Below are 15,617 nucleotides of genomic sequence, written 5' to 3' on the forward strand. Positions count from 1 at the left end.
TGAGGTTCTCGAACATGCAAAACAAATAAGTTAGAGCATGTCGCGTGAATACGAATGAACGCGACATGCTCTAATGAAAAAAGGGCGGCATTTTGCCGCCCTTTTTGCGTGATCGCCGCGGGATCAGGGGCTTTGCCCCTTTTGGGCCTGTGGCCCAATTCACCCCAGAGTATTTACGGGCAAGATGAAATCACCATCGCGTCAGGGCGGATTCGTCCGAGTCCTTTGCCGCAACCCACTCCGCACCGTTATTGGTGAATTCCTTTTTCCAGAAGGGTGCGCGCGATTTCAGATAGTCCATCAGGAAATCCGCAGCGGCAAATGCATCAGCGCGGTGGCGCGATGCGGTGGCGACCATCATGATCCGGTCACCGGGAACAAGCGTGCCGAAGCGGTGGATGACCAGACACTCCTGCAAGTCCCAACGCTGGCTTGCGGTTTGTGCAATATCTGTAAGGGCGCGTTCGGTCATGCCGGGGTAGTGTTCAATTTCCATCCGGTGCAGGATATTGTCTTGCGGGGCGCGCACAATTCCGCAGAAGGTCACGACCGCGCCGATATCATGGCGCGCCGCAGCGAAGCGTTCGCATTCCGCGCCATAGTCGAAAGCGTGCTTCTGGACACGAATCTGCATGGCCCGTTACCCCCCGGTCATGGGCGGAAAGAAGGCAACTTCGCGTGCGCCGCTGATCGGGGAATTGAAATCGCACAGTTCCTGATCCACGGCCACGCGCACTGCGTCCAGATCGGAGAAGGCCAATGCGTAGCGATCCTCGCGGGCGCGCAATTCGTCGATCAACGCGCTGACAGTTTGCGCCTGTGTCTCGATGCGTTCCCGGGGCAGGCCAATGCGTTCACGCAGCCAGGCGAAATACAGAACGTCTAGCGTCATGCTGTGTCATCCTTCAGAAATGGCAGGGATTTTCGGAAATAGTCCCAACCCGTGATCAGTGTCAGAACGGCGGCCACCCAGATCAGAGCAAGGCCAAACTGCCACACCATATTGCCGCCATAGGTGGCAAGGGCAACCACGTTGATGTCATCGGTTCCGATATCGGACAGGGTAGCGATCAATTCGGCATTCTGTCGTGCCAGCGCACTTTCGCGGACATATTCCAGCCCCATTGCCATAAACAGGACCGCGATTGCAGTCATCTGGGCGGTTGTTTTCCATTTGGCCAGCCGTGTCACCTTCAGCAGCCCCGCTGAATTGCCCAGAAACTCGCGCAGGCCGGACACAAACACCTCTCGGAACAGGATTGCCGTTGCGGGCAGGATCAGCCAGGGGTCCATGCCGGAATATCCGGTGATGACCAGCAATGCGATGACCACCATTGCCTTGTCGGCGATCGGGTCCAGCATTGCGCCAATGCGGCTTTCCTGTTGCCAAGCGCGGGCAAGATAGCCGTCAAAGAAATCCGTAATGGCGGCGAGTGCGAATAGCGCAAGCGCGAACCAGTCTGCCCAAGGCCGATGAAAGTACAAAAACATGATGGCCACGCCCGGAGCTGCAAGCAGGCGCAGAACAGTCAGAATATTCGGAATGTTCCAATGCATGCGTGCGCGTCCAGATGGCAGGGGGTTTTCAAGGCTCATATCCGGCATCCTGAAAGCTGGGGACGGAAAATGCAATAAGCGCAATTGCCCCGGTGCGGCGAATGACCGCCCCGCAGGTGCGGCGCTGGCTGTTTTCTGTTTCTTTGCGTCATCTGTCACTGTCCTGCGCCGAATATGCGGGTGCTGCTGCGACATGGCGTTGTGCAGCATGCCATACATATAAGCCAGTCAAACCCTGCCGGCCAGCCACAGCCCGATCAGATGATGCGCGATGGACCCCTGGCGCGCAGGAACGAAACTCGGGTCCTCGCCGGACCATGCGCGCAGCAGCTGTTCACGCGACAGCCAGCGCGCGTCCTCCAACTCGTCATCAAGGGTTATGGTGCGGGTTGTGGCGCGTGCGATGCAGCCCATCATCAGGGATGAGGGAAACGGCCATGGCTGCGACGCAAGGTAGCGGATGTGGCTGGTCCGAATTCCGGTTTCTTCAAGAACCTCGCGGGCGACGGCGTTTTCCATGGTTTCACCGGGTTCGACAAACCCTGCAAGGGCGGAATACATGCCCTCCGGCCAGCCCGATGACCGGCCCAGCAACACATCATTGCCATGTGTGACAAGCATGATGACCACTGGATCGGTGCGCGGAAAATGCTTGGCGCCACAGGACGGGCAGACACGTTCCCATCCGGCCTGTGCAAGCTGGCTTGGCTGGCCGCATGCGGCACAGAACCCGTGGCTGCGATGCCAGTTGAACATGGCGCGCGCGGTCGCTGCCAGCGCCGCATCCGATGCGGGCAGATGGGCCATGGCCTGACGCAATTCGCCGAAAAACAGGCCCGAGGCAGTGCCGGGGTAATGCTGGATCGTGGTGTCCAGAAACATGGCCATGGCACCGCGGTCCAGTGCATCAGGTTCCCATGACGAAATATCTGCGGCAAAAAGCGGTATATCGTCTTGCAGACCCAGAAACAAAAAGGGGCGGTGCGCGTGATCCAGCACCGTTGCGGTCGGTTCAACCCAGCCAAGACGTGTCGAGGGGCCATCACCGTGAAGCTGCGGTTTGCCGCGCCATACCGGCAGAATGCGCGCAGCACCCTGCAACAGAAACTGTGCAAGTGCGTCCGGATCGCTGCGCAATTCTGCGGCGCGGCTGTCCCAGTGTCCGTCAAATGCCATGAAGCCACTGCGCATGATGTCCCGTTCCTTGCGTATTGTCCCTGCTGGCTGTCGCAGGTTTGCGCGGATGAAACAAGCCATTTACAAGCTGCATTGCAACCTGTAGTTGCGCGAAAAAAGATCCAGATTTCTTGTCGCGCGTAAAGAGTTATATGATCGATGTCATATTATGATCACAAATCCGTCCGTATTGTTTCCCAAATGGCAGGATAGTCAGAACTGGAATGGGACGTAACGTAAAGAAGAGTGATATGGGTCAGGAACGGTGGCAATTTGCGCCAGTAATCGAAGTGAGCAGCACGGTCGATCTGCGCATCATGGAAACGACAGACCTGCATGTTCACCTGCATCCCTATGATTATTATGCGGATTGCCCGAACCCGGATCTGGGGCTTGTGCGCTTGTCGGAACTGGTTGATCAAGCCAGGTCCGAAGTGCCCAATTGCCTGCTGTTCGACAATGGCGATTTCCTGCAAGGCACGCCTGTCGGGGATTTCTTTGCCTATGATCGCGGCCTGAAGGAAGGGGATCTGCATCCTGTCATGGCAGCAATGAATGCCATGCGATATGATGCCATTACACTGGGCAATCATGAATTCAACTATGGCCTTGATTTCCTGATGAAATCACTGGGTCAGGCGGAATTTCCGGTGGTGTCCGCAAATATCGTGAAATCCATGGGGCATGGTCCGCGTGCTGACCGTTGCCTTGTGAAACCCTACCAGCTTCTTCGTCAGTCGCTGGTCGACAGGGCGGGTGTTTCGCATGATATCTGTGTGGGGGTTATTGGTGTGGCGCCGCCGCAGATTACGGTCTGGGAACGGTTGCACCTGCATAACCGTATCCAGATGCGCGATATGGTCGAGTCTGCCGCCGCATGGGTGCCCGAAATGCGCGAGGCGGGGGCAGATCTGGTTGTCATGCTGGCCCATACCGGCCTTGGCCCGCTGCGCCACACGGACGGGATGGAAAACGCGGCAATTCCGCTTGCGCGCATCGACGGGGTGGATCTGCTGCTGACCGGCCACAGCCATCAGGTTTTCCCGTCGCGTATATTTGCCGATATTCCCGGCGTGGATATCGACAAGGGCACAATTTGCGGCAAACCGACTGTGATGAGCGGCTTTTTCGGGTCGCATCTGGGTGTGATTGATTTGCGCATGGTGCGCGAAGGCGGGCGCTGGCGGGTTATCGGATCGAAGGTTGAAAACCGTGCGTTGCGCGATGCCTCGATGAGTTTTTCGCGCCCCGATCTGGGGCCGCGCACCCAGCCCATGCGCAGCCCCAAAGTGCGCAAGATCGTCGCGCGTGCCCATGACATGGTGCTGGAGAATATTCGCCAGCCGATCGGGCAGACCTCTGCGCCGATTAACAGTTTTTTTGTGTTCCTTGGCCATAGCGGGTCAACCGCATTGGTGGCAGACGCGCAGCGTGCCTTTGTTGCGCGGCGCCTTGCGGATGGTCCGCATGGCAGCCTGCCGGTGTTGTCGTCGGTGTCCCCGTCCAAGGCGGGCGGGCTTGGCGGGCCGCGAAACTATACAAATGTTGCCGCTGGTGCGCTGACCGTGCGGTCATTGGCGGATCTTTACACTTACCCCAACCGCATTGCCGCGCTGAAGCTGACAGGCGCGCAGATTGCCTGCTGGCTGGAACGCAGCGCATCGTGTTACAACCAGTTGCATGACGGGTTGGAGGACGAGATGCTGCTGAACCCTGCGCATCCGTCCTATAATTTCGAGGTGATTTACGGCCTTGAATATGAATTCGACCTGACGCAACCGGCGCGGTTTGAGGGGGATGGAACTGTCATTCATCCGCGCAATTCCCGCGTCCGGAACTTGCGCTGGAGGGGCGCGCCTGTTGATCCGGATGCCGAATTTGTCTTGTGCACCAACAGTTTTCGTGCGCATGGCGCTGGCGGGTTTGAAGGGGCCAGCGCGGGCAATCTGGTGTTTGAGGATCCCGCAATCACCCGCGATATCCTGCGCGAGTATGTTCGCAACCAGTCCCATCTGGCGATTGATCCCCAAGGGCCGTTCCGGTTGCAGTTCCGTACCGGCAAAACGGCCATTCTGCGCACAGGCCCCGCCGCCTATGAGCATATTGACACAATCAGTGCCTTCGCCCCCGAACTGATGGGGGTGGACAAGAAGGGCTTTATGCGGGTGCGGGTCCAGCTATAGGGGCCGGATTTCCGCCGCAGCATGTGCAATCCGGCCGCGGGGTGATGCGCAGTGTTCTGCTATCGGCATAAAGTGCGTCATGGATCAGCAACCGCCCCTGCAATGTCTGGCCGGCCCCTGTCAGGTGCTTTACTGCCTCAAGCGCCATCATGGTTCCCAAAACGCCCGGCAGCGGGGAAATCACGCCAGCCTCGGCGCAGGCAGGCGCAAGGCCCGCGGCGGGACGGTTGGGGAAAACACATTCAAAACAAGGCCCGCCATTCGCGGGATGGTACAGGCTGATTTGCCCTTCCCATTGTGTGATCGCCGCCGCAATCAACGGTTTGCCACTGGCCACCGCCGCAGCGTTGACCAGATAGCGCGTATCGAAATTATCGGTCCCGTCCAGTATCAGGTCATAATCGGCAAACAGGGTTTGCGCGATATCATCGCTTAACCGGCGGTTATAGGGTCGCACCTCGATGAACGGGTTCAGGGCCATCATCGCGGCCTGCGCAGAAAAGACTTTTGGCGTGCCGATCATGTCATCGCGGTGGATCACCTGCCGTTGCAGGTTGGACCCGTCCACGACATCATCGTCAATGACCCCGATGGTGCCAACACCCGATGCCGCCAGATACAGCAGCGCGGGCGATCCCAGCCCGCCTGCACCGACAACCAGAACGCGGGCGGCCTTCAGTTTCTTCTGGCCTGTTCCTCCAATCTCTCGTAGGACAATATGACGGGCATAGCGGTTCAACTCTGCCTCTCGGAAGGTGCCGGTCTGTGCCGTGGCGGGGGGCGGGGCCTTGTCCACCACGCGCTTGCGCAACCGTGCCAGCAGGGCGACATAGCCCAGACCCAAGCCCGCAATGCCCCCCAACACCAGCCATGGCTGGACCGTCCCGCCGGTTGCCAGACGCAAAGCCGCCGTTTCGGGCAGCACAAGATGCGACAACACGACCGCAACATAGACCATGCCCACCATCAGCAGCCTTGCGCGCACGGGGGCGTTCATCACCCAGCCCAACCCCCAAAGCGCGGCCATAAGTAACAGAACCGTTCCCATATGCGTTCCTTACATGATGCGGGTCAGACTGTGCCTGTTGATCCGAACCCGCCCGAACCACGACCTGTTGCATCAAGCTGCGGGGTCAAGGCAAATCGCGCCTGCGTCACCGGCGCAATAACAATCTGTGCAATGCGCATACCGTGTTCAATGGTGAAGCCTTCGGCGCCCAGATTGACAAGTATCACCCCAAGCGGGCCGCGATAGTCACTGTCAATCGTGCCCGGTGCATTCACCAGCGCAAGCCCGTGTTTCAGCGCAAGGCCGGAACGCGCGCGGATCTGCATCTCAAACCCCGCTGGAATTGCGCAGGCCAGCCCCGTGGGGACAAGCGCGCGTTCCATGGGCGCAAGTGTCAGGCCGCCCTCGCGCATATCCGGCGGGAAATTGGCGCGAATATCCGCGCCTGCGGCCCCGCCCGTAGCATAGGCGGGCAGGGCGATCGTGGGGTCGCTGTCCGGCAGGCGTTGGAATGCAACAGTTACCGTCATGTCAATGCCTTTGCGATACGGGCCGCCAATTCGCGGGCGACGGCTGTTTTGGGTTGGCGTGGCCAGTCCTCAACGCCGGTTTCGGTGACCAGATGGACGGAATTTTCAGACCCGCCCATGATTCCTGTCGCGGCAGAGACATCGTTGGCCACAATCCAGTCGCAGCCCTTGCGGGCGCGTTTGGCAGTGGCATTGGCGACCACATTTTCGGTTTCCGCCGCAAACCCGATCACAAGGGCAGGCCGCAATTCATGCGCGGACACGGTTTTCAAGATGTCCGGATTCTCAGAAAATATAATATCGGGAGTGCCTTGCGCTGTTTTCTTGATCTTCTGCGCGAAGTCGTTTTCAACCCGCCAATCTGCGACAGCCGCCGCCATAACCGCTGCATCCACTGGCAGGGCCGACAGTGTCGCCTGTAACATTTCGCGCGCGGTCTCAACCGCGATCAACTGCACGCCGGACGGGGCGGGCACGCTGGCAGGGCCGGTTACGAATATGACATCGGCACCCAGATCGCGCAGGGCGCTTGCAATGGCCGTGCCCTGCGCCCCGGAAGAACGGTTGGCGATATACCGCACCGGATCAATCGGTTCATGCGTGGGGCCGGATGTGACAAGAATGCGCTTGCCCTTCAGGGGTTTGGGGCCAAGCATTTCCGCGATGGCGCCCAGTATCTCGGCAGGCTCCGCCATGCGGCCCGGCCCGTATTCACCACATGCCATATCACCGCTGGCGGGGCCTGTTATGGCAATGCCATCGGCGCGCAACTGTGCCAGATTGCGCTGGGTCGCGGCATGTTCCCACATGCGGACATTCATTGCGGGCGCAAGCAGCACCGGCTTGTCGGTTGCCAGCAACAGGGTAGTTGCCAGATCATCGGCATGCCCGCCTGCCAGTTTTGCCATGATATCGGCTGTGGCGGGGGCAACGACCAGCAGGTCTGCGGCGCGTGATAACTGGATATGGCCCATCTCGGCCTCGTCTTTCAGGTCGAAAAGGTCTTGAAAGACCTGCTCGCCCGCCAAAGCGGCCACAGACAGGGGCGTTACGAATTCCGCCCCCGCGCGGGTCAGAACAGGCGTAACGCGCGCGCCCGCGCCGCGCAGTTTGCGTATCAGGTCCAACGCCTTATAGGCCGCGATCCCGCCGCTGATAATCAAGGTGATATGTTTACCCGCTAACATTCTGGCCTCCGCGTCCGGACTTGAAGCTATCGCTCTAGTCCTACGCGGTCGGATCAGAAAGCAAAAGCCCCCAGCTATCGAAACGCATCGCAAGGGTCAGGGCGCGGATGCGGTTGCGTGACCACGACAACATCATGCGCGGGATCGTTCTGCGGCTGTTCAAACTGCCCAACCGACAGGATGCGCAGGTCCGGTTCTGCCATGGCCAGCATTGCAGGCGCGCCCCAATCCGTTCGTGCATGCCCTGTTCCGGTAATTACCACAACCGGACTGCCGTGCTGTTCAATGGCGTCAAGCGCGGCATTTGCCAGCAGCGCGTCGCGCAGGCGCTGGATGGACACCATCGCTGGCAACAGTTCCGCAGGCAGCGCATCGCAATGCGCGCTTGCCTGCAATGCCTCTCGGGCGGTTTGTTGTGCGGGCGGCAAGGGGCGGTCCAGACCAAAGCGCGCGGCGTCCCCGTCAAACACTTGCGGAAGTGGTTGCCCCATGGCGGCGCGCGCGGCCGCGCGGGGCAGTCCCGCGCCAAAGATCGCTGCATCAGGCGCGGCAGTGAACAGCGGGTAATACATCGCGAAATCCGGCCAGCCCGTGCTGTCCCAGTCAATAACGGCGCGCAAGTCGTCCTTGTCGGGGCGCGTTCCCAACGGGATTTTCTCGGCCTGATCCGGCGTCAGCATTTCGAACACCAAGGCTGTCGGCGCAAGCGTGCGTATCGCGTCTGCCTGGTTTTCGTGATGGGCTGGGTTGTCATGCACTTCGCCAAGGAAATACACATCCGCGTCAGGCAAATGCCGCAGATTATCAACGCTGACGGGCTGCGCCGTTGCAGGCGCAGCCATCATCATCAAGGCAAGGCAAACTTTTATCATGCAAGGAAGTGAAGCACTTCGCGCGACTGGGTTTCAAGGGCTTTGCGCATTTTCTTGAAGGCAGCGGCCTCCAACTGGCGGATACGTTCCTTTGACAGGCCCATTTCCTGACCCAGCGATTCCAGCGTGCGCGGGTCGGCGCGCAGCTTACGTTCGCGCAAGATGAACCTTTCGCGATCGCTTAGGGTTTGCATGGCGTTAATCAGCCATTCGCGCAGTTGTTCGGTATCATGGGCCAGTTCAACGCCAGCGCTTGCCTGTTCTGTGTCATCCTCCAGAACATCAATCCATTCGCGCCCGTCCTCGTCACTGGATTGCGTTGCGTTCAGCGAATAATCCGAACCCGACAAGCGGCCTTCCATCATCTCTACATCATGCAACGGCACGCCAACCTCGCGAGAGATCATTTCACGCAGCTGGTGGGGGTCCAGCCGTTCACCGCGCGACATGGCTTCGCGCTCGAACTTGGCCTGAACCCTGCGAAGGTTGAAAAACAATGACTTCTGGCTGGACGTTGACCCTGTGCGCACCATGGACCAGTTGCGCATCACATAATCCTGAATGCTGGCCTTGATCCACCAGACGGCATATGTCGAAAACCGCACGCCGCGATCGGGGTCGAATTTATCTGCGGCTTTCATAAGACCAAGACCCGCTTCCTGAATCAGGTCATTCATGGGCGCGCCGTAGCGACGGAAACGGGACGCCATCGAAATCGCCAGCCGCATATAGGCCGTAATAAGCCGGTGAAGGGCGGCTTCGTCGCGGTGGTCGCGCCATGCATAGGCCAGTCGCAATTCCGTTTCCGCGTCCAGCAATTCGGCTTTCATCGCCTTGCGCGACATTGTGCGATCGTCAGAGTAATCCAGCGCCATGTTTTTCCCCTGTTTTGTCTTGATCTGTGCATCTGTTACGCAGCAAATCCGTATCTGGTTCATTTCCAGGATCACGAATGCGTCATCGCCCCTGTTAACCAATCCTCAACACATCGTGGTTAACCATTTCTTCGGGGACTAGCGGGTGTCGATATGGTTGCACGGGCATTGACAGTGGCGTTTGAAGGGATCGAGGCCCGTCTGGTCGAGGTGCAATGCGCCGTGTCACCGGGATTGCCGTCCTTCCAGATTGTGGGCCTGCCGGACAAGGCCGTGTCCGAGGCGCGCGAAAGGGTGCGCGCGGCATTGTCTGCGCTGTCGGTCGCCCTTCCGTCGAAACGGATTACCATCAACCTGTCGCCCGCAGACATGCCCAAGGAAGGGTCGCATTTCGATTTGCCCATCGCAATGGCGCTGCTGGCCGCGCTGGAGATTATACCGCGCGAAGATGTCGCCGATACTGTTGCCTTGGGGGAACTGTCGCTTGACGGCGCGTTGGTGGGGGTGTTGGGGGCGTTGCCTGCGGCGATGACCGCGGCAGAAGGGGGGCATACACTGTTTTGTCCGGCTGCATGCGGCGCAGAGGCCGCGTGGGTCGCCGCCACCCGCGTTTTCGCACCCGCCACACTGGCGCAAGTCATTCGCCACTACTCCGGTCAGGCGCCCCTGACGCCTGCGAAACCGGGCGAAGTGACGCGCGACACCGGCCAGCGTGACCTGTTCGATGTGAAGGGGCAGGAACGCGCGAAACGTGCATTGGAAATTGCTGCGGCGGGGCGGCACCATATGCTGATGGTGGGCACGCCGGGGTCCGGAAAATCCATGCTGGCTGCGCGTTTGCCCGGTATTCTGCCCGACCTTGGCGCGGCCGAGGCATTGGAAACGTCCATGATCCATTCCATTTCGGGGCTGCTGGAACAGGGCGGGATTTCGCGCACGCGCCCCTTTCGCGAACCCCATCACACGGCCTCTGTTGCGGCAATCGTGGGTGGGGGCAAGGGGGCCAAGCCGGGCGAAATCTCGCTTGCGCATAATGGTGTTCTGTTTCTGGACGAATTGCCGGAATTTCCGCGCACGGTTCTGGAAACGCTGCGCCAGCCCATAGAAACCGGCGAGGTGGTGGTGGCGCGTGCGAATGCGCATATCCGCTATCCGTGCCGGTTTCTGCTGATCGCTGCGGCCAACCCCTGCAAATGCGGGTATCTGTCCGAACCTGCGCGGGCTTGCGCGCGCGCTCCGGTCTGCGGGGATGACTATATGGGCCGCATTTCAGGACCGCTGCTGGACCGTTTCGACCTGCGCGTCGAGGTGCCGCCTGTTGCCTATTCCGATCTTGATCTGCCACCATCCGGTGACAGTTCGGCGATTGTCGCGGCGCGCGTTGCACAGGCCCGCGCGAAACAGGCGGCCCGGTTTGCAGGCTACACGGGGGTCCGCGTGAATGCGGATGCCGAAGGCGCGCTTCTGGAACAGATTGCCCGCCCCGATGCGCAGGGGCAGGCGCTGTTGATGCGGGCGGCAGACAGGTTCGGGTTGACCGCGCGCGCCTATCACCGCCTGTTGCGGGTTGCCCGCACCATTGCCGACCTTGAAGGGACAGAAACCGTGCGCGCCCCCCACATGGCCGAGGCGATCAGCTATCGTTTGACGGGGGCTGCGGAAACTGTTGCCGGATGAAGGCTGCGCAATCGCCCAGCGCCTTGCGCGACTCTGGTAGCCAGCCGTGAAAATATTGCCAGACATGGGGCAGGTTGCCCCATTCCTGCAAGGTGACATCTGTGCCGAAGCCGCGCATATGCGCAGCCATTCTGCGCGAATCGTCCAGCAGGATTTCACTGCGCGCCACCTGTATCAGCACCGGCGGCGCGTCCTTGAATGTGCCAAACAACGGCGAGATGCGCGGATCATTTGCGGCCGCGCCTTGCAACACCCGCGCGCGCAGCTGTTCCAGCCGGTGCACGGGCAACAGGATTTCGCTTGCCGCGTTGCTGCGGATTGATCCGCCCGACAAGGTCAGATCCGTAAAAGGCGAGAATGCGAAGACGCATGCAGGGCGCGGGGAACCGGATGCACATAGATGCGCCAGCAGCGCCAGCGCCAGACCACCCCCCGCGGAATCGCCCCCAAGAACAATGCGCGTAGGGTCATGGCCGCGCGCAACAAGGCTGGTCCACGCGTTCACCGCATCCTCGAATGCGGCAGGGAACGGGTGTTCGGGCGCAAGCCTGTATTCTGGCAGGCAGGTTTGGAACCCCGTCCGGCGGGTCAGGTAAGCCGCAAGCGCCGCATGGGTGCGTGCACTTCCCATCACATAACCGCCGCCATGAAAATACAGCACAACCGGTTCGGCGGGGTCGGGTTGCGCGGTCCACAGGGCAGGCACGGATTCCAACCGGTCGGGTGTAAAACTGGCCCAAGGCCGCCCGCGTGCATTCAGCCAAGCGCCCCGTTCAAACCAGCGCCGTGCGGCAACACTGTCGGGTTGCCGCCCCAGCGACCGGCGCGCGGCCTGCCGCAGGAATACGCGCAACGCCTTGAGTTGCCAACTCATCCGGCGCGCTTCTCCTCGATCGCTTGCCAGATCAGCGCGGCACCATTCGTGCCGTCAAACCGCTCCAGTTCCTGCAACCCTGTGGGGGAGGTGACGTTGATTTCGGTCAGGTAATCGCCAATCACGTCAATCCCCACAAAAATCTGCCCTTTTTCGCGCAATAGCGGCCCGATAGCGGCACAGATTTCGCGGTCACGCGCGGTCAGGGCAACCTTCTCGGGGCGTCCGCCCACATGCATGTTCGATCGCGTCTCTCCGTCGGCGGGGACACGGTTAATTGCCCCGATGGGACTCCCGTCCACCAGAATGATGCGCTTGTCCCCCTTGGTCACGGCGGGCAGGTATTTCTGCACGATCAGCGGCTCGCGGCTGATACCTGTGAACAATTCATGCAAGGACGCAAGATTGCGATCATTCGGGTCCAGCCGGAAGACACCCGCCCCGCCATTTCCATAAAGCGGCTTCAGGATGACATCGCCATGGGTGGCCTTGAAATCACGAATGGTGGCCAGATCCCGCGCGATCAAGGTCGGCGGGGTCAGGTCGGGGAATTGCAGCACCAGCAGTTTTTCAGGATAGTTCCGGACCCAGAACGGGTCATTGACCACCAGCGTGGTCGGGTGGATCATGTCCAGCAAATGCGTCGTGGTGATATAGCCCATGTCAAACGGCGGGTCCTGGCGCAGCCAGACCACGTCAACCTGCGCAAGGTCCAGCATATGCGCCGCCCCCTTGGTGACATGCGCGCCCTTGACGGCCTGAACTGTCACAGGATGCGCCAGCGCCTGAACCCGCCCTTCACGAAAGACAAGTTTGTCCGGTGTGTAATAAAACAGTTCATGTCCGCGGATCTGCGCTTCCAGCGCAATACGGAATGTGCTGTCGGCCGCAATATCGACAGCCTCGATCGGGTCCATTTGAAACGCCACGCGTAAAGCCACGCCATCCCCCTGTTGCAATTTCGGCCATCCGGCCTTTCGTCGCCATAGATGGCCCAAGGCGCGCCTTGATGCAAGCTATGCGCGGCAGATGTCCTGCCTCACGGGCATAAGGCGTTTTCCAAACGCCTGACCTGACCGGATGCATCGACCAGTGCGACGTCAAATCGTGACAGGGTGGATTGTCCTTGCGGGCAGGTGCCCAGATATTGCGCGGCGGTGGTGAACAGCCGCTTGATCTGGCCCGTGCTTACGCGCGCCGCTGCCGTATCAAAGCAGGTGCTTTTCTTGACCTCCACAAAGATAATTTCGGCATCGCGCGACAGGATCAGGTCCAACTCCCCGCGCTGCCCGCGCCAGCGTCGCGCCAGCAAGTGATATCCTTCACCCAGATAGTCGCGCAGCACGCAATCCTCTGCCGCAAGCCCCGCGTGGTAGTTGCGTGCCTGCCGCATCATTGGGATTTGCCCTTGGCCAATGCCGCCTGATACACGACCCTGCGTTGCAGACCCAGTTCGGACGTGACATGTGCAACCGCTTCCTTAACGGTCATTGTCGCAAGCGCCTTGTCCAGGGCCTGGTCCAGATCATCGGCATTTGCCGTGACCGCGGCACCGCGATCAATGACCAGCGCGATTTCCCCCTTCAACGTCCGGTCTGACAGTTCCGCGACCATGTCCCCCAAGGTCATGCGCAACACCTCCTGATGTTTTTTTGTCATTTCGCGGCACAGCGCCGCCTGACGGTCAGGTCCCATGATGTCGCATAGTTCAGTTAAGAACCGGTGAATGCGCTTGGGCGATTCATAAAATACCAGCGTCGCGGGAATTTTTGCGGCCTCGGTCAGGACCTGCCTGCGCGCGCCGCCCTGTGCCGGTGCGAAGCCCAGAAAACAGAACCTGTCGCTTGGCAATCCCGCAAGGGTCAATGCCGCCAGCACCGCAGAAGGGCCGGGTGCGCTGTGCAGGGGGTGGCCGTTGGCAATGATGGTGCGTGCCAGCTGAAAACCGGGATCGGCCACAAGCGGGGTGCCCGCTTCGGACGCATAAACAACCGATTTGCCCGCGTCCAGCGCCGCAAGGATGCGCGGGCGCATCGCGGCGCCATTATGGTCGTGATAGGCCCAGACGGGCCTGTTTCTGGATGAAATACCGTGAATTTCCATAAGCTTGCGCAGCGATCTTGTGTCTTCGGCTGCCAGAATGTCGGCCCCGGCCAGCAGGTCCAGCGCATGCAGTGTGATGTCGCGCGCAGCCCCGATGGGGGTGGCGATCAGGTGCAGACCGGGGGGAATCGCACGCGCTGCGCGCGCGTCATGCACGCTGCCGGTGCGCCCCTCGTCGGATGGTGCGTTGTCCGGCAGGTCCTGCGGGGTGTCGTCGGCGGCGTCAGTGTCGGGGCTGGGCATTAACGGGTATTTCATCCTTGAATGGCATAAGCGGGATGTTGCTGTCGGGTCGTTTACTTCGCACGCTCACTTGCTTAGTGTGTGGCACAAGCAAAGTCGATACAAGCGGGAGTGGTGCAGGATGCGAAACCTTATTTCAGGGACAAAAGGCTGGTCTGGCCCGCGGCGTGGTTTTCTGGCCGCTGCCCTTGCGGTGGTTCTTGTGGCCTGTGACATGCCCGCCGGTCCCATGGCGGGCGGGCCTTCTGTCGATACGCGCCGCCCTGTGACGGTGGCGCTGCTGGTGCCGGGCGGGTCGAATGATCAGGGTCGGCAGGTGCTGGCACAAAGTCTTGAAAATGCGGCCCGACTGGCCGTGGCCGACCTGCAAGGTGTGCAGCTTGATTTGCGCGTTTACCAGACAGGTGGCAACGCGGACCGCGCGGCGCAGGTGGCGGCGCAGGCTGTCAATGACGGTGCCGGTATCATCGTCGGCCCGCTTTTTGCCGATTCGGCTACCGCTGTCGGGCGCACTGTCGCGTCATCCGGCGTCAATGTGCTAAGTTTCTCGAATAATCCGGCGGCGGCCGGTCGGAATGTGTTCCTGCTTGGCCCGACATTTGAAAACACGGCCACGCGGCTGATGTCTTATGCGGCCGAACAGGGCAAGGGCCGCGTCATGCTGATTTCCGAGCAGAACGAATCAGGTCAGGTTGCCGAAGCTGCGGTGCGCGCGGCGGCTGCGCGGACAGGTGCCGAACTGGTGGCAACACAATCCTATGCGTTTTCGCAGCAGGGCGTTGTTGACGCGCTGCCGCGCATCTCCTCCTCGGCGCGGTCGTCGGGGGCGCAAACTGTTATTCTGACCGCGGGGTCCGAAGGGGCGCTGCCCATTCTGGCGGAATTGCTGCCGCAAAACGGTCTGTCACGCCAGCAATTCCAGTATATGGGCATGACGCGCTGGGACATTCCGCCCGCGACGCTACAGCTTAGCGGTATTCAGGGGGGGTGGTTCGCCCTTCCGGACCCATCGCTCAGCAGCCGTTTTGAATCGCGCTATGCCGCAGCCTATGGCGACGCGCCACACCCCGTTGCCAGCCTTGCCTATGATGGTATCGCGGCTGTTGGTGCGCTGTTGCGGCAGGGCGGTTCCGACGCGCTGAGTGCGTCGCGCCTGACGCAGGGGCAGGGCTTCGTCGGTGTCAGCGGTGTGTTCCGTCTGCGCCCTGATGGCATGAACGAACGCGGGCTTGCCATAGGCGAGGTGCGTGACCAGCGCACCGTCATCATCAGCCCCGCGCCGCGCAGCTTCGTCGGGGGTGGGTTCTGAGCAGGGCACAGGGCACCGAAGG

General features: G+C 60.7%; 16 protein-coding genes. 3 read left to right on the top strand and 13 right to left on the bottom strand.

The features are described 5' to 3' along the window. Positions 1–190 precede the first annotated feature (190 nt). From ACTIE1_RS15000 to nudC, 4 genes are all read right to left on the bottom strand, one after another. Entirely contained in the window at positions 191–634 is a 444-nt protein-coding gene (locus ACTIE1_RS15000) for a molybdenum cofactor biosynthesis protein MoaE (protein WP_439560695.1), read from the bottom strand. Between the two features lie 6 nt (positions 635–640). Beyond that, positions 641–892 carry a molybdopterin converting factor subunit 1 gene (moaD, locus tag ACTIE1_RS15005; protein WP_439560694.1) on the bottom strand — a complete coding sequence of 84 codons (252 nt, stop codon included), beginning with the start codon at positions 890–892 and terminating at the stop codon, positions 641–643. Continuing rightward, entirely contained in the window at positions 889–1,557 is a 669-nt protein-coding gene (gene pgsA, locus ACTIE1_RS15010) for a CDP-diacylglycerol--glycerol-3-phosphate 3-phosphatidyltransferase (protein WP_439561178.1), read from the bottom strand. The genes moaD and pgsA overlap by 4 nt, the downstream gene beginning before the upstream one ends. Positions 1,558–1,785: 228 nt before the next feature. Next, on the bottom strand, positions 1,786–2,748 hold the full coding sequence (gene nudC, locus ACTIE1_RS15015) for an NAD(+) diphosphatase (protein WP_439560693.1): 963 nt from the start codon (positions 2,746–2,748) through the stop codon (positions 1,786–1,788). Between the two features lie 209 nt (positions 2,749–2,957). Between nudC and ACTIE1_RS15020 the strand changes: the two genes are divergently transcribed. Continuing rightward, positions 2,958–4,916, top strand: coding sequence for a bifunctional 2',3'-cyclic-nucleotide 2'-phosphodiesterase/3'-nucleotidase (locus tag ACTIE1_RS15020; RefSeq protein WP_439563469.1), 1,959 nt, complete (start codon positions 2,958–2,960; stop codon positions 4,914–4,916). Here ACTIE1_RS15020 and ACTIE1_RS15025 read toward each other — a convergent pair. The 5 genes from ACTIE1_RS15025 to ACTIE1_RS15045 form a co-directional block, all read right to left on the bottom strand. Continuing rightward, positions 4,891–5,964, bottom strand: a complete 1,074-nt coding sequence (locus ACTIE1_RS15025) for a HesA/MoeB/ThiF family protein (RefSeq protein ID WP_439560691.1) — start codon at positions 5,962–5,964, stop codon at positions 4,891–4,893. The two genes, ACTIE1_RS15020 and ACTIE1_RS15025, sit on opposite strands and share 26 nt — an antisense overlap. A 23-nt stretch (positions 5,965–5,987) precedes the next feature. Then, positions 5,988–6,455: a dUTP diphosphatase gene (dut, locus tag ACTIE1_RS15030; RefSeq protein WP_439560690.1), complete on the bottom strand. Its 468-nt coding sequence runs from the start codon at positions 6,453–6,455 to the stop codon at positions 5,988–5,990. Beyond that, on the bottom strand, positions 6,452–7,642 hold the full coding sequence (gene coaBC, locus ACTIE1_RS15035) for a bifunctional phosphopantothenoylcysteine decarboxylase/phosphopantothenate--cysteine ligase CoaBC (protein WP_439560689.1): 1,191 nt from the start codon (positions 7,640–7,642) through the stop codon (positions 6,452–6,454). The genes dut and coaBC overlap by 4 nt, the downstream gene beginning before the upstream one ends. A gap of 74 nt (positions 7,643–7,716) precedes the next feature. Beyond that, positions 7,717–8,514 (bottom strand): ChaN family lipoprotein, encoded by a 798-nt coding sequence (locus ACTIE1_RS15040; protein WP_439563470.1) that lies wholly within the window; start codon positions 8,512–8,514, stop codon positions 7,717–7,719. Then, complete coding sequence (locus tag ACTIE1_RS15045) at positions 8,511–9,389, bottom strand: RNA polymerase factor sigma-32 (protein WP_439560687.1); 879 nt, start codon at positions 9,387–9,389, stop codon at positions 8,511–8,513. The genes ACTIE1_RS15040 and ACTIE1_RS15045 overlap by 4 nt, the downstream gene beginning before the upstream one ends. Positions 9,390–9,542: 153 nt before the next feature. Here ACTIE1_RS15045 and ACTIE1_RS15050 point away from each other — a divergent pair, with 153 nt between their 5' ends. Next, the gene (locus ACTIE1_RS15050; RefSeq protein ID WP_439560686.1) at positions 9,543–11,066 is read left to right on the top strand and encodes a YifB family Mg chelatase-like AAA ATPase; all 1,524 of its coding nucleotides are present in this window, start codon (positions 9,543–9,545) and stop codon (positions 11,064–11,066) included. Here the strand turns inward: ACTIE1_RS15050 and ACTIE1_RS15055 are convergent. The 4 genes from ACTIE1_RS15055 to rsmI form a co-directional block, all read right to left on the bottom strand. Continuing rightward, positions 11,023–11,940: an alpha/beta hydrolase gene (locus ACTIE1_RS15055; protein ID WP_439560685.1), complete on the bottom strand. Its 918-nt coding sequence runs from the start codon at positions 11,938–11,940 to the stop codon at positions 11,023–11,025. The genes ACTIE1_RS15050 and ACTIE1_RS15055 overlap by 44 nt on opposite strands. Further along, positions 11,937–12,881, bottom strand: coding sequence for a glutathione synthase (gshB, locus tag ACTIE1_RS15060; RefSeq protein WP_439560684.1), 945 nt, complete (start codon positions 12,879–12,881; stop codon positions 11,937–11,939). Before gshB ends, ACTIE1_RS15055 begins: the two co-directional genes overlap by 4 nt. Before the next feature lie 98 nt (positions 12,882–12,979). Further along, positions 12,980–13,333, bottom strand: coding sequence for a YraN family protein (locus tag ACTIE1_RS15065; protein WP_439561177.1), 354 nt, complete (start codon positions 13,331–13,333; stop codon positions 12,980–12,982). Then, complete coding sequence (gene rsmI, locus ACTIE1_RS15070; RefSeq protein WP_439560683.1) at positions 13,333–14,286, bottom strand: 16S rRNA (cytidine(1402)-2'-O)-methyltransferase; 954 nt, start codon at positions 14,284–14,286, stop codon at positions 13,333–13,335. Before rsmI ends, ACTIE1_RS15065 begins: the two co-directional genes overlap by 1 nt. A 121-nt stretch (positions 14,287–14,407) precedes the next feature. Here rsmI and ACTIE1_RS15075 point away from each other — a divergent pair, with 121 nt between their 5' ends. After that, the gene (locus ACTIE1_RS15075) at positions 14,408–15,595 is read left to right on the top strand and encodes a penicillin-binding protein activator (protein WP_439560682.1); all 1,188 of its coding nucleotides are present in this window, start codon (positions 14,408–14,410) and stop codon (positions 15,593–15,595) included. Positions 15,596–15,617: the final 22 nt, after the last annotated feature.

Origin of the sequence: Roseinatronobacter sp. (assembly GCF_051859525.1) — a bacterium.
GTDB lineage: Bacteria > Pseudomonadota > Alphaproteobacteria > Rhodobacterales > Rhodobacteraceae > Roseinatronobacter.